Source organism: Streptomyces sp. VTCC 41912, assembly GCF_045799175.1.
In the GTDB taxonomy this organism is placed as follows: domain Bacteria; phylum Actinomycetota; class Actinomycetes; order Streptomycetales; family Streptomycetaceae; genus Streptomyces; species Streptomyces albulus_C.
Genome location: NZ_JBJMAB010000070.1, coordinates 1 through 20,068 on the forward strand (window position 1 = coordinate 1; position 20,068 = coordinate 20,068).

Annotated in this window: 24 protein-coding genes; 18 read left to right on the top strand and 6 right to left on the bottom strand. The window is 69.1% G+C overall.

What is annotated here, in order from left to right:
- The first annotated feature begins 258 nt into the window (after window positions 1–258).
- The 3 genes from ACJ6WD_RS40450 to ACJ6WD_RS40460 all read left to right on the top strand — a co-directional run bounded on the left by ACJ6WD_RS40450 (window position 259) and on the right by ACJ6WD_RS40460 (window position 1,211).
- Window positions 259–657, top strand: a complete 399-nt coding sequence (locus tag ACJ6WD_RS40450; RefSeq protein ID WP_407617725.1) for a hypothetical protein — start codon at window positions 259–261, stop codon at window positions 655–657.
- A gap of 117 nt (window positions 658–774) precedes the next feature.
- The gene (locus ACJ6WD_RS40455) at window positions 775–1,002 is read left to right on the top strand and encodes a hypothetical protein (RefSeq protein ID WP_407617726.1); all 228 of its coding nucleotides are present in this window, start codon (window positions 775–777) and stop codon (window positions 1,000–1,002) included.
- Window positions 999–1,211 (top strand): LexA family protein, encoded by a 213-nt coding sequence (locus ACJ6WD_RS40460; RefSeq protein WP_407617727.1) that lies wholly within the window; start codon window positions 999–1,001, stop codon window positions 1,209–1,211. Before ACJ6WD_RS40455 ends, ACJ6WD_RS40460 begins: the two co-directional genes overlap by 4 nt.
- A 392-nt stretch (window positions 1,212–1,603) precedes the next feature.
- Here ACJ6WD_RS40460 and ACJ6WD_RS40465 read toward each other — a convergent pair whose 3' ends face one another.
- Complete coding sequence (locus tag ACJ6WD_RS40465) at window positions 1,604–2,362, bottom strand: hypothetical protein (protein ID WP_407617728.1); 759 nt, start codon at window positions 2,360–2,362, stop codon at window positions 1,604–1,606.
- Between the two features lie 94 nt (window positions 2,363–2,456).
- Complete coding sequence (locus tag ACJ6WD_RS40470; RefSeq protein ID WP_407617729.1) at window positions 2,457–3,410, bottom strand: hypothetical protein; 954 nt, start codon at window positions 3,408–3,410, stop codon at window positions 2,457–2,459.
- Window positions 3,411–3,656: 246 nt separating this feature from the next.
- On the opposite strand from ACJ6WD_RS40470, the gene ACJ6WD_RS40475 reads away from it, so the two are divergent.
- The 3 genes from ACJ6WD_RS40475 to ACJ6WD_RS40485 all read left to right on the top strand — a co-directional run bounded on the left by ACJ6WD_RS40475 (window position 3,657) and on the right by ACJ6WD_RS40485 (window position 5,708).
- Window positions 3,657–4,343, top strand: a complete 687-nt coding sequence (locus ACJ6WD_RS40475; protein ID WP_407617730.1) for a hypothetical protein — start codon at window positions 3,657–3,659, stop codon at window positions 4,341–4,343.
- 196 nt (window positions 4,344–4,539) lie between these two features.
- Entirely contained in the window at window positions 4,540–5,352 is an 813-nt protein-coding gene (locus tag ACJ6WD_RS40480) for a ParA family protein (RefSeq protein ID WP_407617731.1), read from the top strand.
- Between the two features lie 191 nt (window positions 5,353–5,543).
- The gene (locus ACJ6WD_RS40485; protein WP_407617732.1) at window positions 5,544–5,708 is read left to right on the top strand and encodes a hypothetical protein; all 165 of its coding nucleotides are present in this window, start codon (window positions 5,544–5,546) and stop codon (window positions 5,706–5,708) included.
- Between the two features lie 835 nt (window positions 5,709–6,543).
- Here ACJ6WD_RS40485 and ACJ6WD_RS40490 read toward each other — a convergent pair.
- The 4 genes from ACJ6WD_RS40490 to ACJ6WD_RS40505 form a co-directional block, all read right to left on the bottom strand.
- A complete protein-coding gene (locus tag ACJ6WD_RS40490) occupies window positions 6,544–7,995 on the bottom strand; it encodes a phage/plasmid primase, P4 family (RefSeq protein WP_407617733.1) in 1,452 nt (483 codons plus the stop codon).
- Window positions 7,992–8,999 carry a bifunctional DNA primase/polymerase gene (locus ACJ6WD_RS40495; RefSeq protein WP_407617734.1) on the bottom strand — a complete coding sequence of 336 codons (1,008 nt, stop codon included), beginning with the start codon at window positions 8,997–8,999 and terminating at the stop codon, window positions 7,992–7,994. Before ACJ6WD_RS40495 ends, ACJ6WD_RS40490 begins: the two co-directional genes overlap by 4 nt.
- 105 nt (window positions 9,000–9,104) lie before the next feature.
- Window positions 9,105–9,872: a glycosyltransferase family A protein gene (locus tag ACJ6WD_RS40500; RefSeq protein ID WP_407617735.1), complete on the bottom strand. Its 768-nt coding sequence runs from the start codon at window positions 9,870–9,872 to the stop codon at window positions 9,105–9,107.
- Window positions 9,869–10,948 carry a GntR family transcriptional regulator gene (locus ACJ6WD_RS40505; RefSeq protein ID WP_407617748.1) on the bottom strand — a complete coding sequence of 360 codons (1,080 nt, stop codon included), beginning with the start codon at window positions 10,946–10,948 and terminating at the stop codon, window positions 9,869–9,871. The genes ACJ6WD_RS40500 and ACJ6WD_RS40505 overlap by 4 nt, the downstream gene beginning before the upstream one ends.
- Here ACJ6WD_RS40505 and ACJ6WD_RS40510 point away from each other — a divergent pair.
- The 12 genes from ACJ6WD_RS40510 (at window position 10,938) to ACJ6WD_RS40565 (ending at window position 19,764) form a co-directional block, all read left to right on the top strand.
- The gene (locus ACJ6WD_RS40510) at window positions 10,938–11,402 is read left to right on the top strand and encodes a hypothetical protein (RefSeq protein WP_407617736.1); all 465 of its coding nucleotides are present in this window, start codon (window positions 10,938–10,940) and stop codon (window positions 11,400–11,402) included. The genes ACJ6WD_RS40505 and ACJ6WD_RS40510 overlap by 11 nt on opposite strands.
- Complete coding sequence (locus ACJ6WD_RS40515; RefSeq protein ID WP_407617737.1) at window positions 11,399–11,638, top strand: hypothetical protein; 240 nt, start codon at window positions 11,399–11,401, stop codon at window positions 11,636–11,638. The genes ACJ6WD_RS40510 and ACJ6WD_RS40515 overlap by 4 nt, the downstream gene beginning before the upstream one ends.
- Window positions 11,638–13,017, top strand: coding sequence for a DUF2637 domain-containing protein (locus tag ACJ6WD_RS40520; protein WP_407617738.1), 1,380 nt, complete (start codon window positions 11,638–11,640; stop codon window positions 13,015–13,017). The genes ACJ6WD_RS40515 and ACJ6WD_RS40520 overlap by 1 nt, the downstream gene beginning before the upstream one ends.
- A gap of 90 nt (window positions 13,018–13,107) precedes the next feature.
- The gene (locus tag ACJ6WD_RS40525; RefSeq protein WP_407617739.1) at window positions 13,108–15,465 is read left to right on the top strand and encodes a hypothetical protein; all 2,358 of its coding nucleotides are present in this window, start codon (window positions 13,108–13,110) and stop codon (window positions 15,463–15,465) included.
- Between the two features lie 193 nt (window positions 15,466–15,658).
- Window positions 15,659–16,537, top strand: coding sequence for a hypothetical protein (locus ACJ6WD_RS40530; protein WP_407617740.1), 879 nt, complete (start codon window positions 15,659–15,661; stop codon window positions 16,535–16,537).
- A gap of 170 nt (window positions 16,538–16,707) precedes the next feature.
- A complete protein-coding gene (locus ACJ6WD_RS40535) occupies window positions 16,708–17,628 on the top strand; it encodes a DUF4097 family beta strand repeat-containing protein (protein WP_407617741.1) in 921 nt (306 codons plus the stop codon).
- Between the two features lie 49 nt (window positions 17,629–17,677).
- A complete protein-coding gene (locus tag ACJ6WD_RS40540) occupies window positions 17,678–18,061 on the top strand; it encodes a hypothetical protein (protein ID WP_407617742.1) in 384 nt (127 codons plus the stop codon).
- Between the two features lie 55 nt (window positions 18,062–18,116).
- Window positions 18,117–18,344, top strand: a complete 228-nt coding sequence (locus tag ACJ6WD_RS40545) for a hypothetical protein (protein WP_407617743.1) — start codon at window positions 18,117–18,119, stop codon at window positions 18,342–18,344.
- Between the two features lie 117 nt (window positions 18,345–18,461).
- On the top strand, window positions 18,462–18,710 hold the full coding sequence (locus ACJ6WD_RS40550) for a hypothetical protein (protein WP_407617744.1): 249 nt from the start codon (window positions 18,462–18,464) through the stop codon (window positions 18,708–18,710).
- 52 nt (window positions 18,711–18,762) lie between these two features.
- Window positions 18,763–19,245 (top strand): hypothetical protein, encoded by a 483-nt coding sequence (locus ACJ6WD_RS40555; RefSeq protein ID WP_407617745.1) that lies wholly within the window; start codon window positions 18,763–18,765, stop codon window positions 19,243–19,245.
- 113 nt (window positions 19,246–19,358) lie between these two features.
- Window positions 19,359–19,583, top strand: coding sequence for a hypothetical protein (locus ACJ6WD_RS40560; protein WP_407617746.1), 225 nt, complete (start codon window positions 19,359–19,361; stop codon window positions 19,581–19,583).
- 13 nt (window positions 19,584–19,596) lie between these two features.
- Window positions 19,597–19,764, top strand: coding sequence for a pRL2-8 (locus ACJ6WD_RS40565; protein ID WP_407617747.1), 168 nt, complete (start codon window positions 19,597–19,599; stop codon window positions 19,762–19,764).
- Window positions 19,765–20,068 lie beyond the last annotated feature (304 nt).

Sequence of the window (20,068 nt, forward strand, 5' to 3'; positions counted from 1 at the left end):
ACGTCCCGGCTCTCCCTCTTGGCGGCCGCGCGTTCACCGGTGCCGGCCACTCGGCCGCAGACGGCCTCCCGGCCAGCACCGGGCGCGGCCGCCACCTGCCGCCCCTCACCCGCACGCAGCCCCACCGCACGGACCGTTGAGCGCTGCGGCAGATCCACACTCAGCAAGCCACCCAAAGCGGGGGCAGGTCGACCGGGCCCGGGCGGCGCGGCCGGCAACGCCGTATCGCGTGTCAGCACCGAGCCCTACAGTCGCCGTATGACGTCCGAGATGAGCATCGTCAGGTACCCGGCCGAGTTCGACTCCACCCCGCCCGCCGGCGCCGATCCGGCGGCCATCTGGCGCGTACCGGTGGCAGGCACCATCGGCTCCGTCGTGCCCGACGACCTCGGCCGGCACCTCAACGAGCTGCGGATGGAGGGCTCGACGGTGGGGTCGGACGAGTACGTCCCGGAGTGGCGGGACGAGCAGATCGCGGTGTGCCCGCAGTGCGGGGCCAGCACGGAGTTGACGGTGGTGGGCCGCTGGGGCGAGCCGGGCGGCCTGGAGTGCCCGCAGGGCCACGTCTGGGAGCTGGCCGACGCCGACGTCGCCACCCGGCTGCTCCAGCACCTGGTCTCCCTCGCGGTCGAGCGCGGCCTGGTCGCCGTCGAGTAGCTGCCCCGCGTTCGACAGCAACGCCGCGGGCCCCGGACGCGATCGTCGTCCGGGGCCCTTTTGGTTCACCCGTGGGAGTGCTACACCATAATTCGAACATGTGATGCAATTCGGTGCGTGACGCACTACGACTTCCCCGACGACCTGGTCCAGGCCCAAAGCGCCTGGTACGCCGCCTACCGACAACTCTCCGCGGGGGAGAACCCCACCCAGACCACCGTCCTGCGGCGCCAGCTCCAGCGGCTCTCCGTGCAGATCGCGTCCCACCCCTACTGGGATCGCGTCCCCGGCCGCGCGCCGGCTGCCCGGATGGCGCTGAAGGAACGCGCCTGGAGCCGGCCGTGACCGCCGCCTACAGCGCACCGCGCGAGCGTGTGGCGCGAGCCCTGCGGGAACTCACGGCCGAGACCGGGCGGCCGCCGACGGTCCGGGAGATAGCCTCCGCGCTCGGCCGCTCGGCGTCGACCGTCGCGTACCACCTGCAGCAGTTGGAGAGCCAGGGCCTGGTTCGCCACGACCCACATCGCAGCCGGTCCTACCAACTCGCCCGCTGACCGACCTCAGCGGGAGGCGGCCGCCGATCACCGCGCTAAGCCGCGCGGCGAGCGTGCCCCGACCCGACGGCACGGACCACTACCCACGCCACCACCATCACCATCAGCACCAGGTCGGGGAACACACGGAGGGTTGTCAGGCACCCGAGCACGGACTCACCACGCTCACCACGCCAGGTCAGCACCGGTGCGGGTCCGCGCCCCATGGGTTCGTAAAGCGTGCTGTAGGGCGTGTCGTAGGGCGTGCTGTATCGCGTGCTGTACCGCGTGCTGTAAGGCGTGCCGCAACACCCCGGGGTACTCGTCTTCGCGAGGGGCCGGCGTCCTCGTCCCGGCCGCAGCCCGAGGGCCCTGGACGCGTGCGTCCAGGGCCCTCGGATTGCTGTGCGAGGTCAGGCGGAGGGCCTGCGCAGAACGACCACCGTCGCGTCGTCGCGGTACAGCTCCCCGGTCTCTGGGTCGTCCTCGCCCTCGGCGGCGGCGACAAACGCGTCCGCGAGGGCCTGCGGGGCGTCGATGTGCTCCCGGCACAGGGCCTCGGCGGTCTCCAGGTCGACCTGGTCGGAGATCCCGTCCGAGACGAGCAGCACCAGGGGGACGTCCTCGGGGATCTGCAGCTGGCGGCACGTCACCTCTGTCGCCTGGGCGAGGCCGAGTCGTGCCCAGTTGTCCTGGGTCTCAGCGACCTCGATGGGCACCAGCTCGATGGTTTTGCCGCCGTTCCACCGCAGCCACTCACCCATGGTCTGGTCCGTACTCCACAGGGTCAGTTTCTCGCCGTCCCAGCCGTACGCCCTGCAATCGCCGATCCAGTGCACGCTGGTCGGCCAGCCGGGCTCCATGGAGGCGACGATGGCGGACATGTGTGGCGGGCAGTCGTAGGCGTCGGCCAGCCGCGCGGCGGTGGTCAGGCCGACGAGCCCGCCCATGGACATGCCCATGAGGGCGATCGTGGACGGCGCGTGCCGGGCAAGGTCGACGACCTCCTCGTGGTGGCCGGCGCCGTCGACGACGGCCGCGCACACCCGCTTCCCTCGCCGGTGCACGTGGGCTCCGTCCGCGCATGGCGGCTCGGTTCCCGCTCGCTGGGCGACGCCGACCGATACCTCTGTGGTCGCCGTCGTCACCGTGGTCTTCTCGTTGTCCGTCACTGGACTCCTTCCGCCGAGGGGTCGCCTCGGTTCTGCGTCGGATGAACGTGTTCGCCCTATACAGGTGTTGGCTTGCTCTCGGGAGACATCCAGCTCACCGGGCCGCCCCCGTGAGCAGGCGAGGGGCGTTCGCCGGGACTCCGTGTCCGTCGAGCGTCCAGGCCGCCCGCGACCAGATCTGTGCGGTGCCGTCCGCGATCCGGCGCAGAAGGCCGGCCATCGAGCAGCCGTCGGCGGCGACGTCGAGGGAACGGCTCCAGGGCACCGGCTGGCCGTCGCGGGGCATGCTGGGGATCGTGCTGCCCGGGGAGTCGACCCAGCCGAACCAGGCCGACCAGATCCGCGCGACGCTGGGGTCGGCCGTCGAGCGCGCCGCCCACGGGTGTCGCGGATCCGGTCCGGGCTGGATCGGCTGGCCGGGCAGGCTCAGCAGTGCGCACGGGTACCTCGACGCGGGGCTCATGAAGTTCGGCTCGTGGACGACCCGGCGGTCGGCGAGCAGAACGTCGAGCCGGTCGAGGACCTCGCCCCGTTCCCCGGTGCCGTACTCGCCGGCCGGCGCGGCGTAGAGGACCTGAGCGTCGTGGACGGCGACGACGGCGACGACTTGTGCGTTCGGCAGCGCGTCGGGTTCGACGTCGACGACCAGGAGCACGGCGTCCTGGTCGGCGACCAACTCGCCGGCAAGGTCCTGCGCCTGGTCGTGCTGCTCCCACATCGTCATCGCGTACCGGCAGCCGTCGCAGTAGCGGCCCCGGCCCAACGGCTCGTCAGACTCCTCACCGCAGCGCCGGCATACGAGCTGCAGCTGGCGAGCGCGGTCGAGGACGGCGCGCTGCGCCGGCGAGCACGTGCGCTTCGGCACCGTGGCAGTCAGTGCGTACAACGGCGCGTAGCAGTTGCCGTGGTAGAGGACCTGGCCCACCGGGTCCGCGGCCGGCTTCAGGCCCTGGCGGTCGAGCTGGGTCCGGGTGTGCAGGCCGTCGGGGATCTGGTCCCATCGGGTGTACCGGGTCAGGCCCGGGAGCGGGGGGATCGAGCTGGGCAAGAAAACCTCCTGCGGTGAGGGTTCGGACGGAACGTTAGAACCGGAGAACCGGCCGCGCAACAACCCGAAAACCGGCTCTGACCTGCAATAAGAGGGACGCGTTATCTAGCTTGCTTGAGCCTTTTTAGCTTGCAGAAATGCTAGCGATTCAGCGTGCATTTCGGTACCTCGCGGCAGACCTTCACCGGGCCCACGAACAGCGGCCGGAAGCGAGGGGAGATCCTTTATCTAGCTAGACTGCGCGGCATGTTGACGATGCCGTTCGTGGTCGCTGTTGAGCCCGATGACCTCAAGGTGCTCAACCGCGTGGTGAAGGACGGCCGGAAGGTAGAACTGGAGTGGCTGGCCGCCGCCCGCGACCTCCACGGCACGAAGTTCCTCCGTGGCAAAGCCCTGAGCCAGGCCCGCGGAGAAATCCGCACCGAGTTCCACCGGCTGCGGGACCGAGGCAAGCTGACCGGCACCCGGGACCTGGTGGTCGCACGTGAGGTCCGTGCCGAGCTGAAGCGCCGGCGGATGGACGGCGAGTTCGAGCCCGTACCCGCCGAGCAGGCCGCGATGCCCGGACGACGCGTCGGCACCGGCCCCCGCCACTACCACCGCAGCAGCGCCGACGACCGGACCACCATGACCGCGCGGATGCCTGTCCGACTCCCCGGCGACCTCGGCGAGCAGCTGGTACGCGCCTGCCACTGGACATCCGCCCCGGCCGCAACCGCCCTATGGGAGTGGCAGACCCGGTGGGGCGACGGCCAGGAGGTCATCATGCGAGAAGCCCAACGCCGCGGTGCCGTCACCATCATCGACCTCTGGTGCGCCATGAGCGCCGCCCGCCCGGACGCCGACAGCCTCCTGGAGAAGGCCAAGCTCCAGGACCAAATCGTCACCACCGGCGACATCATCCGCGCCGCCGTCAAACGCGCCACACGCTAACCCCACGCAGCACAACCAAGTCCGCAGCTGAGAACGACACGCACTGCACCTGGGGATTTACGAGCAATCATGCTAGATAGCACGCGTTCACTCGCATTTCCCGCTTGCTGTATTGCCAGCAAGAACGCACACAGGTCAGCTTGCGTTTTCGTACGCAAGATCGGCAATCTTCAGCTACACAATGAAGGGAGACCGGATGCCCGCACTACGTGTGGCGATCGGCAACAACAAGGGCGGGGCCAAGAAGACGACGTTGACCGTCCGACTCGCTGAGGCTCTCGCCAAGTCGGGGAAGCGCGTCGGCGTCCTCGACTTCGACCCCCAGGGCAACGCATCTCGCCGGCTTGGCTGGCAGGACACCCCGGAGACTCCTCCGCTGACCGCCGCGGAGGCGGTCGAATACGACAAGCACCAGGTCATCCATGAGGGCCAGGCCGCGCAGGTCTGGCAACCCATCGGCTGGACCGCACCCTACGCCGAGCGAATCAGGCTCATCCCCGCCCGCTACACCCTCGAAGACCGAGCCACCGAGGCCGGCATGAAGGGCGCCTGGCGGCGTCTCGCGAAAGCTCTGCACGGCACCGACGACGATCTCGACTACGTCCTCATCGACTGCCCCCCGTCCCTCGGACACCTCACACAGATGGCGTTGGCAGCAGCCCACTTCGCTCTGGCCAGTTCCGAACCGGAGTACGACAGCATCGAAGCCGCCGTTCGCTACCGAGACTTCGTCGGCAACTCAGGCGACGATCTCGGCAACCCCGACCTTCGCTTCCTCGGCGTCGTCGTCGGCGGATACGACATGCGAATCGGTGCACACGTCGGCCAGCTCGATGGCGCCCGCGACATCTTCGGCGATGCCATCTGGGGCGTCGTCCCCCGTCGAGCCGTCGTCACCAACGCCGATGAGTACGGCGAACCCCTCGGGGCCATCTCCGACAGCCATGAGGTCAGGGCCGTTTTCGAACTGCTCGCCCAGCGCTTCATGAAGGAGGTTGCACCCGCATGAGCCGAAAGCAGAAGCGCAACCTCCCCAGCGGCCAATCCCCGATGGGATCCAAGATGGGACCCCCCACGCTCACAGCCAAGGTCGGTCCACCCAAGGTAGGCAGCCGCGCAGAGGGGCCAGAGGCACAACCCTCTCGGGCCCCGCAACGGCCCCCCCGTCGTCGCGGCCGGCCCCGTGGCCCCGAGCGCGCCATGCTCTCCGTCCGGATCCTCGCCTCGACCGACCGACGCCTCACAGCCGCCGTCGAACAGCTCGACCTCAACCCGCAGTCCATCGTCGAGCAGGCGCTTGAGCAGTACTTCAAACGCCACAAGATCGAAGACCCTGGCCTTCCCGAAGGCCAGGACACAGCCTGAGCCCCCAAGCAGTACCCCGGCACTGGATTTCCCGCCCGCATTCTCGCCCGCTTTTCCGCTGGCGGGAATGCGGGCGTCTCTTTGCCCACGCCGATCTGCATCACGTGGTTGTTGCGGGCGCTGCCGCTTAATGCCCAGACGCAAAGAGCCACCCAAAGCGGGGCGACGTCACGGTCCTTCGCACCGCACCCGGCTCACCGTGCTCGGTGCGAAGGACCTCGAAGGACCTTCGTTCAGGTCCTTCGAGGCTCTGACCTGCGGTTTCGAAGGGCCCGAAGGACCCGAAGGACCTTTTCAGGGGTAGAGCTCTTAGTACGAGGAGCACGCCTTGAGTCATCTTCATGTGCGTTACCCCCTCTAAGGTCCTTCGGGTCCTTCGAAGGTCCTACGAACCGCAGGTCAGAGAGGGTGAAGGACCTTCTCAAGGTCCTTCGAAGGTCCTTCGCAAGGTCCTTCGAAGTCCAGCGACATCACGGACCGCTGATTCATCTCGACTTCCAGTTCAAATGCCATGACATGGCTTTTGAACTGGGCTTTTACGTTCAATCACGCTAGATAGCCCGTCAATGTCTCTGCGAGCCCACCGCCTTCAGCTCAGATAGGGCCCCAAGGTCCTTCGAAGGTCCTACGAACCGCAGGTCAGAGGGGGTGAAGGACCTTCAGCCGGCCGTCATCCGGGCCGCTCACGAGCAGCGGACGCCCGTCGAGGCGATGTGAGGGCTTGTGAGGACTCGGCGGACCAAGGGGGCGCCCCGGTCCTGTATGGCCGTCAGGCGGAGGCTCAGGCATGCGGAAGGGGCGGCCGGTGATCCGACCGCCCCTTCCGCAGGCCCGCCTAGAACCCGTTTGTCTTGACCCGCAGGCCGAGCATCACGGACCGGCGTGTCTTCGGGTGTTTGTCCTTCTCGAACCCGCGCTCCTCCAGGGCTTGGCTGAACGCCATGACGGACATCTCCCGCAGCGAACCGCTCTGGCACCACAGCTTGTAGTTCTGGAAGAGGCTTCCGGAGACCTCAGCGCTGATGTGCGGGTCGAGGTCGCAGCGTTCGGTGTTCTCTTCCAACCACATCGAGATCGGGTCGGATTCGGCGATGTGCTGTGCCGTCTTCGCGCGCACCGCCTCCGGCATGGCCAGGCCATGCTGCTGCCACTCCCTGCAGCCCTGGAGAGCCCAGTTCAGCACGCCTGCCGACTCCTGCCGCAGGATCTTCTCTGCCAACTTCGGGACACGGGCCTCCGGCGGCACAGTGACGTCCCAGCCGATGTCGTGCAGCCGCCGGGTGATGCCATGGCCGGCACCCACCTTCGGCAAGTAGTTCGTGGCCAGGTGGATCTTCCCGACGGGCTTGAAGTCGAAGTACTCGCCATGCAGGAACCTCGCGGACATCATGTCCTGGCCGGTGAGTTGCTTCACCAGCTCGTCGTCGAGCTTCTTGCCAGCCGAGGTCTCGGTGGTCGACAGCATCCGCTTGCCGACCATCCGCGCCACGTCGTTCGGGATGCCGTCTTCCTTCTTGGCCAGCAGCGTCGTACGCGGCACGGCCTGGGCGTAGTCGCCGAGAAGCCCCATGATGACGTCGACGAACACCGACTTGCCGTTCATACCGGTGCCGTGGTGGACGAACATCGCCTGCTCGTCGGTGCTGCCGGTGAGCGTGTAGCCGACGACGCGCCGAAGGTACGCCTGGCGCTCCTTGTCGGGCATGACCGATTCCAGGAACCGCAGCCACATCGGGCACTCGGCGTGCGGATCGAACCGGACCGGCGACTGCTGCATGAGGTACAGCTCGGGATCGTGCGGCACCAGACTGCCGTCGCGAAGGTCCACGATCCCGTTCTTCACGTTGAGCAGCTGCTCGTGCTGGTCGAAGGCGCCCATCTCGCCGAACAGGTCCGGCTCACCCTCGGCGACGTCGCGCATCGCCGCCAGCCGCCCGCGGTGCCGGGACTTCGACACCCATTCCAGGAACAGGTCCCGCTGGGACTTCTGCTCTTTGCCGTTCTCGTTCACCGGCCGCGCCGCGTTGTACTCGTACGCCTCGGTCTTCGGCAGAGCCTTGACGGTCTGTACGACCCTCTTCCACAGCAACGACTTGGCGCCCTTGAGCACCCACCTGCCGCCCTCGTAGACGGCCCACTGCTCGGCGTCGATCAGGTACCGCAGCTCGCTGCCGTAATGGTCGACCAGGCGCTCGGCGTTGCCGATGTCGTCGAACGAGCGCCGCGGCCACTCCCGACGAGGGGCAGAACTCTGGGCTGGAACGTTGGTCTCGGAGTAGGTCGTCACGCAGCACCGCCGATGCGGCGCACAGGAACCGTCGCCATCTGACGGGGACGTGCAAGGCCGGCGGTCATGCCGGATCGGATCGTCCGCTCGATCTCATGCGGGACGTCCACGCCGAGCCCCGCCGCTTGTGCGGCCGCCGTCAGCTGCTCCTCGGCGAGGGCCTGGTCCAGAAGACCGGACGCCACGAGCTGGCCCGCGCGGTACGCCGCCAGGTTGAGCCGGTTGTTGCGCCCGCCAGTCTCCCGCAGCGAGTCCAACTCGTCGCACTCGGACCGCAGAATGCCCGCGGCCCACCTCTGTTCCCGGCTGCCCTGCCGAGCCAGCTCCTGCAGCCGGGCCACCACGTCAGCCCGTCGCGGCGCTCCCCCCGCTTTGGGTGGCGTAGTTGGAGTCGTGACCAGGGTCAGCAGCCAGTCCGGCAGCACTGCCGGCTCAATGACGGAACCCTCCAGGGAGTATGCGGACCCGTCGACGACCGAGCCGATCCCGACGATGTACCCGCCAGCCGCACGGGTGTCGAGGCAGAATCCCAGCGTCCTCGCGGTGTTGCGCACGGCGGCCTCAGCGGGGGCGCGATAGACAAGGTGGCGGCCGCCGCTCGGCGTGCGCACCGTCAGGGTAGGAGTGATCTGTGCGCCGGGGGTACGGGCAGCGAGGGCATCCAGCATCGTCATGCCGTCGACGATCTCTGGAGAGTCGGACACCTCGCCCTTATGCGGGACGTCGAGGTCAAGGGCGACGAGCTTGGAGGGGCCGCAGGCGATCCCGATGTTGAACGGTGCCCGTCCCCAGGTCCGATGGATGAGGTCAGGGTCGATCGTTGCGCGTCGCTCCCAGTCGGACCAGCGAGGCTCTTTGCCGCCTACCAGCAGCGGGTGGACGTACATCCCGAGTCCCGCGTAGCGGACCGCCGAAGCGAGCAAGGTCGCCCGAAGAGTGCGGAAAGCGTCAGTATTGTGGCTAAGCGCATGTGGCGCCTGGCGGGAAGTTTCTCGTACCCTCATGTTGGAGAGCTCCTGAACTAGTTCTCTCGACTTCGCCGGGATTGCCGTCCCGGCCTTGCAGTCACCGAGGCGCCCCTGGCAGGGCGCCTTCGGTGTTTCTGGGGCTCAATCCTGCCCTTTGATCACCGATCCGCCGATTCCGAGTCTGCGTAGTGCTTTCGCGTGCTTGGCGATCGCTTTCATCCGAGCCTCCCACTCGGGGCCGTCTCGGTGATCTGCGTGAGCAGTCGTCTGCGCCTCATGCTTGCGGTAGTGGAGGCCGGGCTCGCCGATGAAGTAGCCGGGAGCCATGAGGTCGAGCGCCACGAGGAGGGCGGTGTCCTCCGAGGCGGGAAGAGCCATCCAGCCTCCTGCCAGTGCGAGCAGCTCTTCACGGATGCAGAGCGTCGCGGGATGTACCGGAGGCCGGTGTGTCTCGGCCCAGTAGTCGTAGATGCCCCCGCGGGGGAGAGGTCCAGGCTCAGGATCTCCCGGGCAGCCCCGGAGAGAGCCGTCGGGGAGGAGATCGAGCACCCGAGCGACTGTCCAGCCGATGGACGGGTGAGCCTCCATCGCTGCGATGTCCCGGGCGACGGCGCCGGCCGGCAGAACGTCGTCGGCATCGAGCACCTTCACCAGTTCGCCGGTGCTGCGGCCCCACGCGGTGGTCCTCGCAACTCCGGGCCCACCTCGTCGTCCGCCGCCTGCGTGGACACGGTCGTCCTTGAGGATCTCGGCAGGGACCTCGTGGCCGTTGCCACCATCGACCTGGACGAGCCACTCCCATGCCCAGCCCTCTGGCAGCTGTTGGGAGCGGAGGGAGGCGAACGCTTCGTGGAGGTATGGCAGAGCGGCGTCGTGAACCGGTGTGACGATCGAAACGATGCGAGTCACTGCTGCCACCTCTCCAGCTGGACGGAGTACTGGATCTGGGTGCGCTCGCCGGGGAGGACGACGTGGGAGTACTCGACCACGTCGCCGGTGGTCGAGATGCTGGTTTTGTCCAGCAAGATCACGGCACTGCCGACGGGGATGCCCAGTTTCTTGGCCTCCTCGGGGGTGGCCAGCCTGGTCCTGATCCCGTCCTGGATCTCGTCGATCTCGATTCCGACCGTGCTCAGCTGGTGATGCGTGCCCCCGGGCCAGGGCTCCTTGGAGCTGTCCAGCAGGTCGGGGTTCTGGGCGACAACCTCGTGGACGAGGTAGGAGTCGATCAGAGACATCGCGGTCGTGTCGCCCGCGGTGCTGTGCCAGTAGTTGCGGTGCAGCATCAGGGTGCCGAGCTCGATCCCGAACCGCTGAGCGAGGTCGGTGTCTGCGGGGAGGGTACTGAAGACGGTGTGGCACTCGATCTGGTCGTGGTCGAGGCCCGTGTCCTTGTCGATCACCCCGTTGTTGTGCCGCTCCTCGTAGGTTCGCTTGGCCAGGCGCTTTTCCCAGATGTAGCGCTCTTGGTGGCGGCGGATTTGGTGCGGAGGTCGACGGCGGACCTTTGTGCCATGGCCCCGGACCATGCTGACCAGACCTTCGGCCTCCAAGGCTTTGTACGCGGCGAGAACCGTTGTCTTCGAGCCTTTGCCCTGGGCCACCATCTCCCGAATCTGCGGTAGTGGGTCCCCGGGGCGATACCCCTCGGCGTCGGCAGCGATTTCCCCGGCGATCTGATCTGCGAGTACACGCCACTGCGGCGTTTTGGGTGCCATTACAGAACCCCTCCTCTCAACGCGATCAGTGAACCATAGTCCCGGGACAAGCTCAATTACAGTCCCGGGACAACACTGTCCCGGGACTGTTGACAGTCCCGGGACTTCGCTGTCATCGTCATTCCGTGCCCGACAGTCCCGGGACAACACCCAGGGATTGGACGGCACCGCCATGCCTAAAACGGGCGTGGCCCCGCGCGTCGTGCAGGACGCATTGCGGGGCCACTGGGCCGTTCCATCGAGAGGAGCACGACCCATGAGCACCATCGTCAACGGGCAGCGGATCGTTACCCCCGCCGAGTTTCTTGAGGTCGCCGGCGGCTTCGACTTCGCTGACGTCGAGCCGCTGGACCTCGCGACGGAGTTCACCGCCGGCGGGCTGATGAGCCGCGACGCGATGACCTCGTTCCTCGACGGCTTCCAGGTCGAGACGGACGCCGACCGGGAGGACGCCCGGTACTACCGGCGACTGCTGCGCCGGATGCCGCGGGAGCTGCGCCGTCGGAAGCCCATGACCCCCGCGCCCGTCGCGCCGGCCGCCGAGGTGGCCGACTGGACCGGCGCCGACTTCGACTCCTACGAGGTGCTGGCCTCGGTCGGCGCCGTCGACCCGGCCGGCGCGGTGAGCCGGGCCCGCCAGCCGCGGGCCGAGCAGCCGCAGCCGGCCCTGCGCCTGGTGCACACCGCCGGCCCCGGATCCCCGGCGGCGGTGGCGGCGTGATCACCGTCAATCCGCGCTGGGAACTGCTGCTCGCGTTCCTGCCCCTGGTCCTGGGCCGACTGCGGCTGGTCGCCGCGGTCGCCGGTGGGGCCTGGCTGGTCGGGATAGAGCTGTCGGTCCTCGCCCGCGTCGGGCTGCTGCTGATGGCCATCGCCGTCATCGCGCTGGACGTCGTGTTGACCCCCTTCCTTCCCCGCACTGAATCCGCCGACGACCCGGCGAGGAGGACCGCCTGATGAGCACGTACCGCGAAGAGCGTCGGCGCGACGAGGAGATGCGCGCCGCCAGCGAGCGAGAGGACCGGAGGCTGGAGCTGCAGGCCCAGCTCCAGGCCCAGCAGCTGAAGGGCGAGGAGAAGCGCAGGGACGCGGAGGCGAAGGCCGAGCGGAAGCGCAAGGAGGAGGAGGCTGCGCGCCGGCAGCGGCAGCAGGACAAGCGCCAGCGGCAGCAGGAAAAGCAGCGCAAGGCGGCCGGCCGGCGGGCGAAGGTCGCTCGGGTGGTCCGGTGGTTCAACGCCAACCCGGTCACGGTCTTCGTCGGGTTCGTGATGCTCTCGGCGATCGTCCCGGCTGTCATCTCCCAGGTGGGGGCGCTGTCCGACGCGGGGGTCTTCGGCCTCCTGGCGGCGCTGCTGGCCGCGATGCTGGAGGGCAGTGCTTGGGCGCTGACCTTCATGGGGAAGACGGCCGAGGACGAGGGCCGGTCGACCACGAAGTACCGGATCGGGACGTGGACGACGGCCGTGATGTCGGCGGCGGTGAACTACTGGCACTGGGCCCAGAAGCTCCCGCACGAGAAGTGGGTCGCGGTGGTCTTCGCGGCGAGCTCCCTGGTGGCGATCTACCTCTGGGACATGAAGACGCACGGCTCCTCGGGCAAGTCCCGGGAGGAGCGTCGTGAGGAGAAGGCCCGCCGCGAGCACGAGAAGAACAAGCGCAAGCACCACAAGGAGGTCGCTGAGGCAGCGGACCGGTTGGTGTCGGCGGTCGGCTTCGGGCAGTTGACGGAGAGTGAGGCTTTCGCGGCCGCGTGGCGGATCCACTACGGGGCCGAGCCGGGGCTGACGCCGGAGCTGTACTCGCAGGCGACGACCGCCCGTCTGACTCTCGGCGCGGCCATCGACGAGGGCGCGGAGAACGCTCCGGAGGGCATCCGCGCGGGCATCCTCGCGGCCCTGCACAACCCCCTCCCCGGGAAGCCCGGTTCGGTGCTGCCGACCCTCTCTCAGACTGTGTCCGTAGAGCGCCTCGAAGGACCCGCTAAGGACCGTACAACCCAATTCCCGCAAGGGAAGGGGACGCTTTCGGGATCGGCCGACAGCGGCCCGCAGAAGCCCGCGAAGAAGGCTCTCGGGAAGGCCGCGAAGGCGACCGGGAACACCGAGCGGGATGGCGACTGGGAACGGCACCTGGACCGGGCCCGGGAGGTTGCCGTCGACCTCCTTGCCGAGGGCAAGACGATCTCGGCGACGAGCTTGGCGAAGCGGCTGAAGGTCCGTCGTGAGGACGCGATGAAGTTGCGCGACGTGATCGTGGCGGAGCGTAAGGGCAACGCCCGTCCGCTCCAGCTGGTGCCCACCGAAGACGAGCCTGCCGCGGTCGCGGCCGGCGCCTGATCTACCTCCCCCCGAATGCGGCGGGCCCGGCAGCTCCACCTCCTACAGCGCGCTACCGGGCCCGCCTCCTCCCGAAGGAGAAGGACAAGCATGACTGAGCAGCCGAGCCGTTCCGTCCCCGACGAGTCCGAACTGGCCACCGTGACCTACCTGTCCACCGCTACGGCGCCGCGCTCGGCCGCCGTCCCCGCCGCCGAGGAGCCCTCCCCCGCTTTGGGTGGCGAGGAGACCCCGGGCGGTGCCGCTCCTTCCTCGGCTGGTGCGCCGCTGGAGGGCAAGGTCATCCCCTCCTGGGAGCTGGCCGAGGACGAGGAGGGCGACCGGCCCTGGATCAACCCCGCGCTGCGGACGAAGGAGGGTCGTCAGGCCCGCCGGCAGTACCTGCAGAAGGTGGCCCGCCGCAAGGCGCGCCGCTGGGTGGGGCGCCAGATCACGCCGAGGGGCGTTTTCCCCGCGGCCGTCCGGGGAGTCGGGCGGCTGCACCGGTGGACGCGCGGTGTGGAGGGGCTGACGGCGGCCGCGGCCCGCCAGCGGGCGGAGATGCTCGCCCGCGAGTCGGTCAGCGCCAGCCGGAGGGCCCGCTATTCGCTGACGCAGAAGGACTCCAAGCGGCAGACGGCTCAGGTCATGCAGCAGGAGGCGCAGATCGCTCTGACGCAGGCGGGGTCGCTGACGAAGGCCGCGCGGAAGCGGTTCGCGCTCAGGGCGTCGACGGCGTACCTGCCGTTCGCCGCCGTCGACCTGACCGGCGTCATCACCGAGGGCGTCGGCGGCCTGGCGGCCGGCGTGCTGATGCAGTTCGTCGTGATGGCCCGGGCCGGCCGGACCCCGGACATGGCGCCGGAGGACCTGGAGGCGGTGGAGCGGGCGGAGGCCGGCCTTCCCGAGCGCTTCGAACTCGGGATGACGCCGCGGGCGTTCGAGCAGATGCTCCAGGAGGCACTCACCAAGGACGTCGGCGTCTCCGTCTACGCGATGAAGGTGAAGCCGACCAGCTGGGGCTTCGAGGTCGAGCTGGTCCTGAACCGCGAGACCCCGGAGAAGCTGTCGGAGAACCTGGGCAAGCTGGAGGCGTGCCTGCCGGGCGTGCGGACCAATTCGATCCTGCTCCAGCAGGCGGCGCGGGCCCGCAACGAGTGCACGCTGCGCATTCCCGGCGAGGACCCGTGGAAGGCCGTGCCGGCGCTGCCCTACCGTGCGCCGAAGTCGGTCACCACCGACAGCATCCACGAGGCGCAGATCGGCGCGGACATGTCCGGGCGAGTCCTGGCACTTCCGCTGAAGCGCACCAACGCCTGCGTGGTGGGAAAGTCCCGGTCGGGAAAGTCGACGATGCTCCGGGCCATTCTCGACGCGCTGACCGCGACCAACGACCGCATCATCGTCGGGATCGACCTGGGCTCCTACGGTTCCGGATTCGGCCCGTACCGCAGGGCGATGGCGGCCGTCGCGCGGACGCCTTGGGAAGCCCGGCAGGTCCTGGAATGGGCTCTGGCGATCGGAATGGGACGCCCGAAGCTTTTCGACAAGTTCGGCATGGGGCTGAACTGGGAGTCCTCCCCGGCGCGGCCTGGAATCACCATCGTCATCGACGAATTCCCCGCCCTGGTCACCGCCGCGGCGCGCGAGGTATTCCCCAAGCCTGACGAGGATTGCCCCGAGGACAAGCCGATGCGCCTGGACGAACTGGTCCAGCAGATCGCCCTGACCTCCGCCAAGTCGGACGTGACGCTGGTCGTCGCCACGCAGGCCGTCACCAAGGACCGGGTCAAGGCCAACGCCTGGTTGTCGGAATTGCCGGTCCAGGTGATGTGCGCCTGCGACACCGACGACATCAAGCTGATCGCCGGCGGCGGCGCGATGGCCCAGGGCTGGCGCCCGGACCGCCTGCTGCCCGCCATGGGCAACGCCATCAACGACGCCTCCGTCGCCTACGTCCTGGCCGGCGGCGACTACTGCGAGCCCATCCCCTACCGCGCCTGCATCCTGCCCGACGACGAGGCCGACGGCCGAGCCCGCGAGCGCGCCGAGGCCGGCGAGCTCGACGTCGACCCGGACAGCGCGAAGTTCGCCGGCGGCATCGGCAGCTTGCCGGCCGGCGACGACGACCTGGTCGACGAGGACGAGGACCAGGAGCCGGGCCAGATCGCCTTGCTGAAGGTCATCCGCGCCATCTTCGAAGGCGCCGGCGACCCCAGCGGGATGAGCCCGGAGGAGCTCTACGAGGCCCTGGAGGAGGACGACCCCGAGACCTGGACCCCGAGCAACTTCACCTCGGACGACGGTTCCACGGTCTCCCCGGAGGAGATCGTCGCCCGGGTCCTGCGGGCCGTCCTGGAGCCGCACGGGCTGAGCTGGACCCGTGGCAAGTACCGCCCGAAGGGGTCGCCGACGACCGCTCGCGGCTACCGGCTGAAGGATCTTCAGGCCCTCCTGGGCGAGGACTGACGCCCGGAACACCGCAGGAACATGCAGGTCAGCGTGGCGGAACACGTCCGGAACCGGCTCGGAACAAGGCCACCGGACCCGGAACGTGTTCCGCCCCCGCAGACCCTGTTCCGCAGCCGTTCCACCTCTCTGACCTGCATGTTCCCCGTTGTTCCGCCCCCGTTCCGCGCCCGAGATGTCCTTAGGAGTCCGAATGCCGATCCAACCGTGGCGAGCGTTCAACCCGGACGCCGGCGACAACTTCCTGATCTTCCAGCGCCGCTTCCGGCACCTGGTCCAAGACCCCGCCCACACCATCCGCGTTCGCTGGGAGCAGGTGCCCCTGATCTGCCCGCTGTGCGAGATGGAGGAGGGCCTGCGACTCGCTCACCGGCCGGGCGACCGCGAGGTCCAGGCCCAGTGCCCCGCGGGCCACACCTGGGCCACGCCGCTCGACATCAGCATGTACCTCGCCTACTGCCGCATCCGCTGGGGCGCCGCCGACCCGGACTGGCTGTGGCTGCTGAAGGCCGGCTACGGCGAGGAGCCGGCCCCGCCGATCGACCACGCCGCCGACATCCGCGCCGCCGCCGCCTACATGGCGAAGTACGGCAAGCGGAAAGCCAAAGCCCGCGTGAAGAAGCCCCTGCGCAAAGCCAAGAAGATGCTCAAGGCGCAGGTCACGAAGACGGTTCACACCCCGGCGCGCAAAGTCGGACGGCGCGTCAAGAACGAGGCGATGCGCCCGGTCGCCGGCGCACTGCGCGCGGCCTGGGCCTGGCAGGCCGGCGGCGTGCAGCCGGTCACCTCGCCGAAGTCGACGGAGGCGAAGGCGGCCGAGAAGCCCCCGCCCCCGGTCAGGGCCTATATGAAGGCGTACGGGATGGAGCCGCGGAAGAAGGGCCCGAAGTGCCTCGTCTGCGAGGACACCGGGCGCATCACCTCCCCGGGAATCGCGATCCCCTGCCCCCAATGCGCGGCACCGTCCTCCAAGCACTCCAAAGCCAAGGGCAGTGCCGAAAACCGCGGCAGTTCCGAGGCCGAAGCGATCCGGCGCAAGGCCGCTGCGGACATCGCCGCAGCGCTCAAGTAGTGAGCCTTCCGAGGGCCGACCCGAAGGTTTCTTTCCGGCTCTGAACTGCAAGAACACCATCTTCGCAGACTCGGAGTCTGCCAAACCCTAGACGCGCAGACTCGGAGTCTGCATACTCGAATTACCGCAAGCGAAAACGCAAGCGGAAACGTAAGCGAAAGGGAAAACTTGTGACCACCCGCAAGCTCGCCGCCGAGACCACCGGACCCATCAGCCTCGACGTCTCCCTGCTCCAGCACGGCGGCACCATCACCGTCCGGGCGGAGGCCGACTGCGACCGCGCGACCCTCACCCTCCACACCACCGACGAGCAGGGCCCGGCCGCCGAGGCGGTCCAGACGGCGACGCTCCGTCAGTCGGCCACCGGGCTGCACGCCTGCGTCCAGGGCACCGGCGGCGGCACCATCACCCAGACGATCCGTGGCGGCCACGGTGGCGGCAGGATCGTGCAGCACGTCAGCAACAACGTCGGCTCGATGGTCGCGGTGTCCGCCGGCGACCTGAACATCTCGGGGGGTGTCTTCCACTTCAACGGCGGCGTCGGCGGCACCGTCAACGTGCTCCAGGGCTCGGCCCCCATCGAGATCACCGCGGTGGTCCCCGAGGGCAGCTCGCTCCTCGGCCGCAGCCAGTCCGCCGACATCGTCGTCGAGGGCGCGGTCCTCAACATCACCGCGCAGACCCAATCCGGCGACGTCCGCATGGACGGTCACGCCGCCCGGGTCACCGCCAGCACCCAGTCCGGCGACGTCCTGGTCGCGCAGGCCGCGAACATCAACGCCAAGACCCAGTCCGGCGACCTGCGCCTGGGCCGCACCGACGTGGTCGAGGGCAAGACGATGAGCGGCGACATCACGATCGCTGACTTCGGCGGCACCGCCCACCTCACGGCCATGAGCGGCGACATCCGCGTCCACGCCACGGCCGGCGGCGACCTCCGCGCCAGCACGATCTCCGGCGACGTCCACGTCACCGCGACCGACACAGCGCTCACCGACGACCTGGACGTGCAGGCCGACTCCGTGTCCGGCAGCGTCCAGACCCCGCAGCGCCGCCGCTCCGCCGCCGGCCCGCGCCGCCGCAACTTCTGACCACCAGCAAAACCGCCAACGAAAAAGACAGCGAAAAAGCAGACAGGAGATGACAGTGATCCACTCCCTGACCAGCTTCTTCATGCGGCTCACGGGCAAGGCGCAGGTCCACGAATCCGCCGAGGAGGTCCGCGACGCCATCGCACGGAATTCCTTCGACACGTTCGTCGACCGGGCCGGCACCCACGCCGCCGGCGCCGCCCGCCTGACCGACTCGCTCGCGCTCCAGCCCGGCCTGGTCGAGCTGCACGACGAGCTGCACGACATCTGGGCCTACCTCGCCAGCCTCGCCGACCGCGCCACCGAGCTGGGAGACGAGACCCTCGCCACGCACCTGGGCAACGCCTCGGGGGCCACGTGCAACGTGCTCATCCACGTCGCCCTGGCGGCCGAGGCGACCGTCCCCGTGCCCGCGGTCCCCCTCACCCGGTAGGCAAAACCGCCAGCGAAAAAGCCATCAAAAGCGACTGCGAATAAGGGGTTCCCGCGTGATCGAGGACGACGTCTACTTCCAGCTCCACACCGACGACGGCGCCATCTACATGAAGGGGCGACCGGCGCCCTACGGCACCATCACCACCGAGGCCGGCGCCAGCATCAGCGTCGTGGTCGAGTCCCTCGACGACGACGGCGACTGGCTCGTCATCACCCTGTCCGGCGGCTACACCCTGTGCCTCCACGAGAGGCGCGTCACCAAACTGATCACCCGTAAGTAGAGACGCCCCGTGGCGGCCGTCATCCCGGCAAGGTCGCCGGCCGCCACGGGCCCCACACCCCGCTCCAAACGGCGCGGGAGGGGTGCACATCGTCCCTCACGACCCGAAGGAGCCGCTATGGCCCGCCCCACCCAGGACACCCGCGACCAGGCCAAGGCCCGGATCGCCGCGCTGAAGAAGACCCGCGACGACGCGCACGCCGCCGCGGACCAGCTGAAGGAAGGCGCCGACGAGGTCATGTGGCAGGCCATCGCCGCCGAGCTCGACGAGGGCCAGGCCCTCCAGCTCGACGCCGCCGAAGCCACGGGTTTCAGCCGGGACCACGTCCTGAAGCGCACGAAGAAGTACCGCAAGAACGACTGCTGACAGTTCGGCCCCGGACTCCGCTCCGGGGCCGGCCCCGCAGAAAGGGCACGACGTGACCACCGACCCGAACCCCGGCCGGCCCTCGATGACCGAGGCCGAGGCCGCCGCAGAGGCTCAGCGACTGCTCGCGGACTGGTCGGCCCCCACCGCGCCGACGTCCTACCGCGACACCACCCCGACCCCGACGACGGGCACCACCGCGCCCGTCGCACAGCCCGAGACCCGTGTCGTGCCGCCCTGGGCGACCGGCATCGCCGTGGCCTCCATCGGCATCGGCGCCGGCGCGACCGGCCTCGGCTGCGCGGCCTGGCTGGTTCTGCAGGGCCTGTCCAGCATCACGGTGGCCGGCGTCCTCGCCATCCTCGCCCCGTTCGCCGGGGTCGCCCTCGCCGCGCTCGGCATCGGCATCGCGGTCTCCCGCGCGAAGGCCAGCACCTCAACCCACATCTACGAGGGCCAGGTCATCAAGAGCACCACCGTGACCAACGAGAGCCGCGGCCTGCTCTCTCGGGCCCGCACCGAACTCCACGACTGACGGTTGCCTCCTCCGCCCGACTTGAGCGGGCGGGGTGGCAGGGAGCCGGACAGTCCGCCGGCCAACACGGCGTCGGCGCTGGCATCGCCGGCATTGGCTGCGGCGCCTGGCTCGTGCTCCAGGGTCTGGCCTCGATCACGCTGACGTCCGTCCTGTTCGTCACGCTCCCCATCGCGGCCGTGGCCAGCGCAGTCGTTGCCGTCGGCTCAGTCGTGCGGTCGGTGAAGGCCGCCACGACCCACCACCACTACTCCGGACCCGTCCACCAGGAGCACAACACGCAGGTCACGAACCACGGCAAGTGGTTCGGCCGGTCCAACACCACCGTCAACCACTGAACGGGAGACCATGATGGCGAGCGAGAAGGCCATGAATCCGCCGGCGGGCGAGTGCCGCCAGTGCTGGCTCCACGCGTACGACAGCCGTGAGCAGCACAAGCACCTGGGCCCGCGCGAGGACTGCCCGGCGTGCGTGGACCACATGCTCAACGGCCACGGCAGCATGATCGTCGGGCGGTGACGGCTCCGGCCACACCGGGCGCGGCACGATCTACGACCCGCCCTGTCGTCCCTGCCACCGAACGCCCAGAGTTGACGCGCGCTCGGCGACATCTCCGCACCACACGCCCGCCCTCCCCCTTTTTGGGTGGCCTCAAGGAGTCCCGCCGGGCCGCAGCGCTCAGTGGGGCTCCGTACATCAGAAGGGGCGCGTGACGTGCGGTAGGCCGCGGAGCGCGCCCGGCGCCGCACGGGAGGCCGCCCAGCGGCCGAGCGGGCGGTGACGGTGAACGCGCGCTCCGCAAGGGGCTCGCACCCGGGGGTGC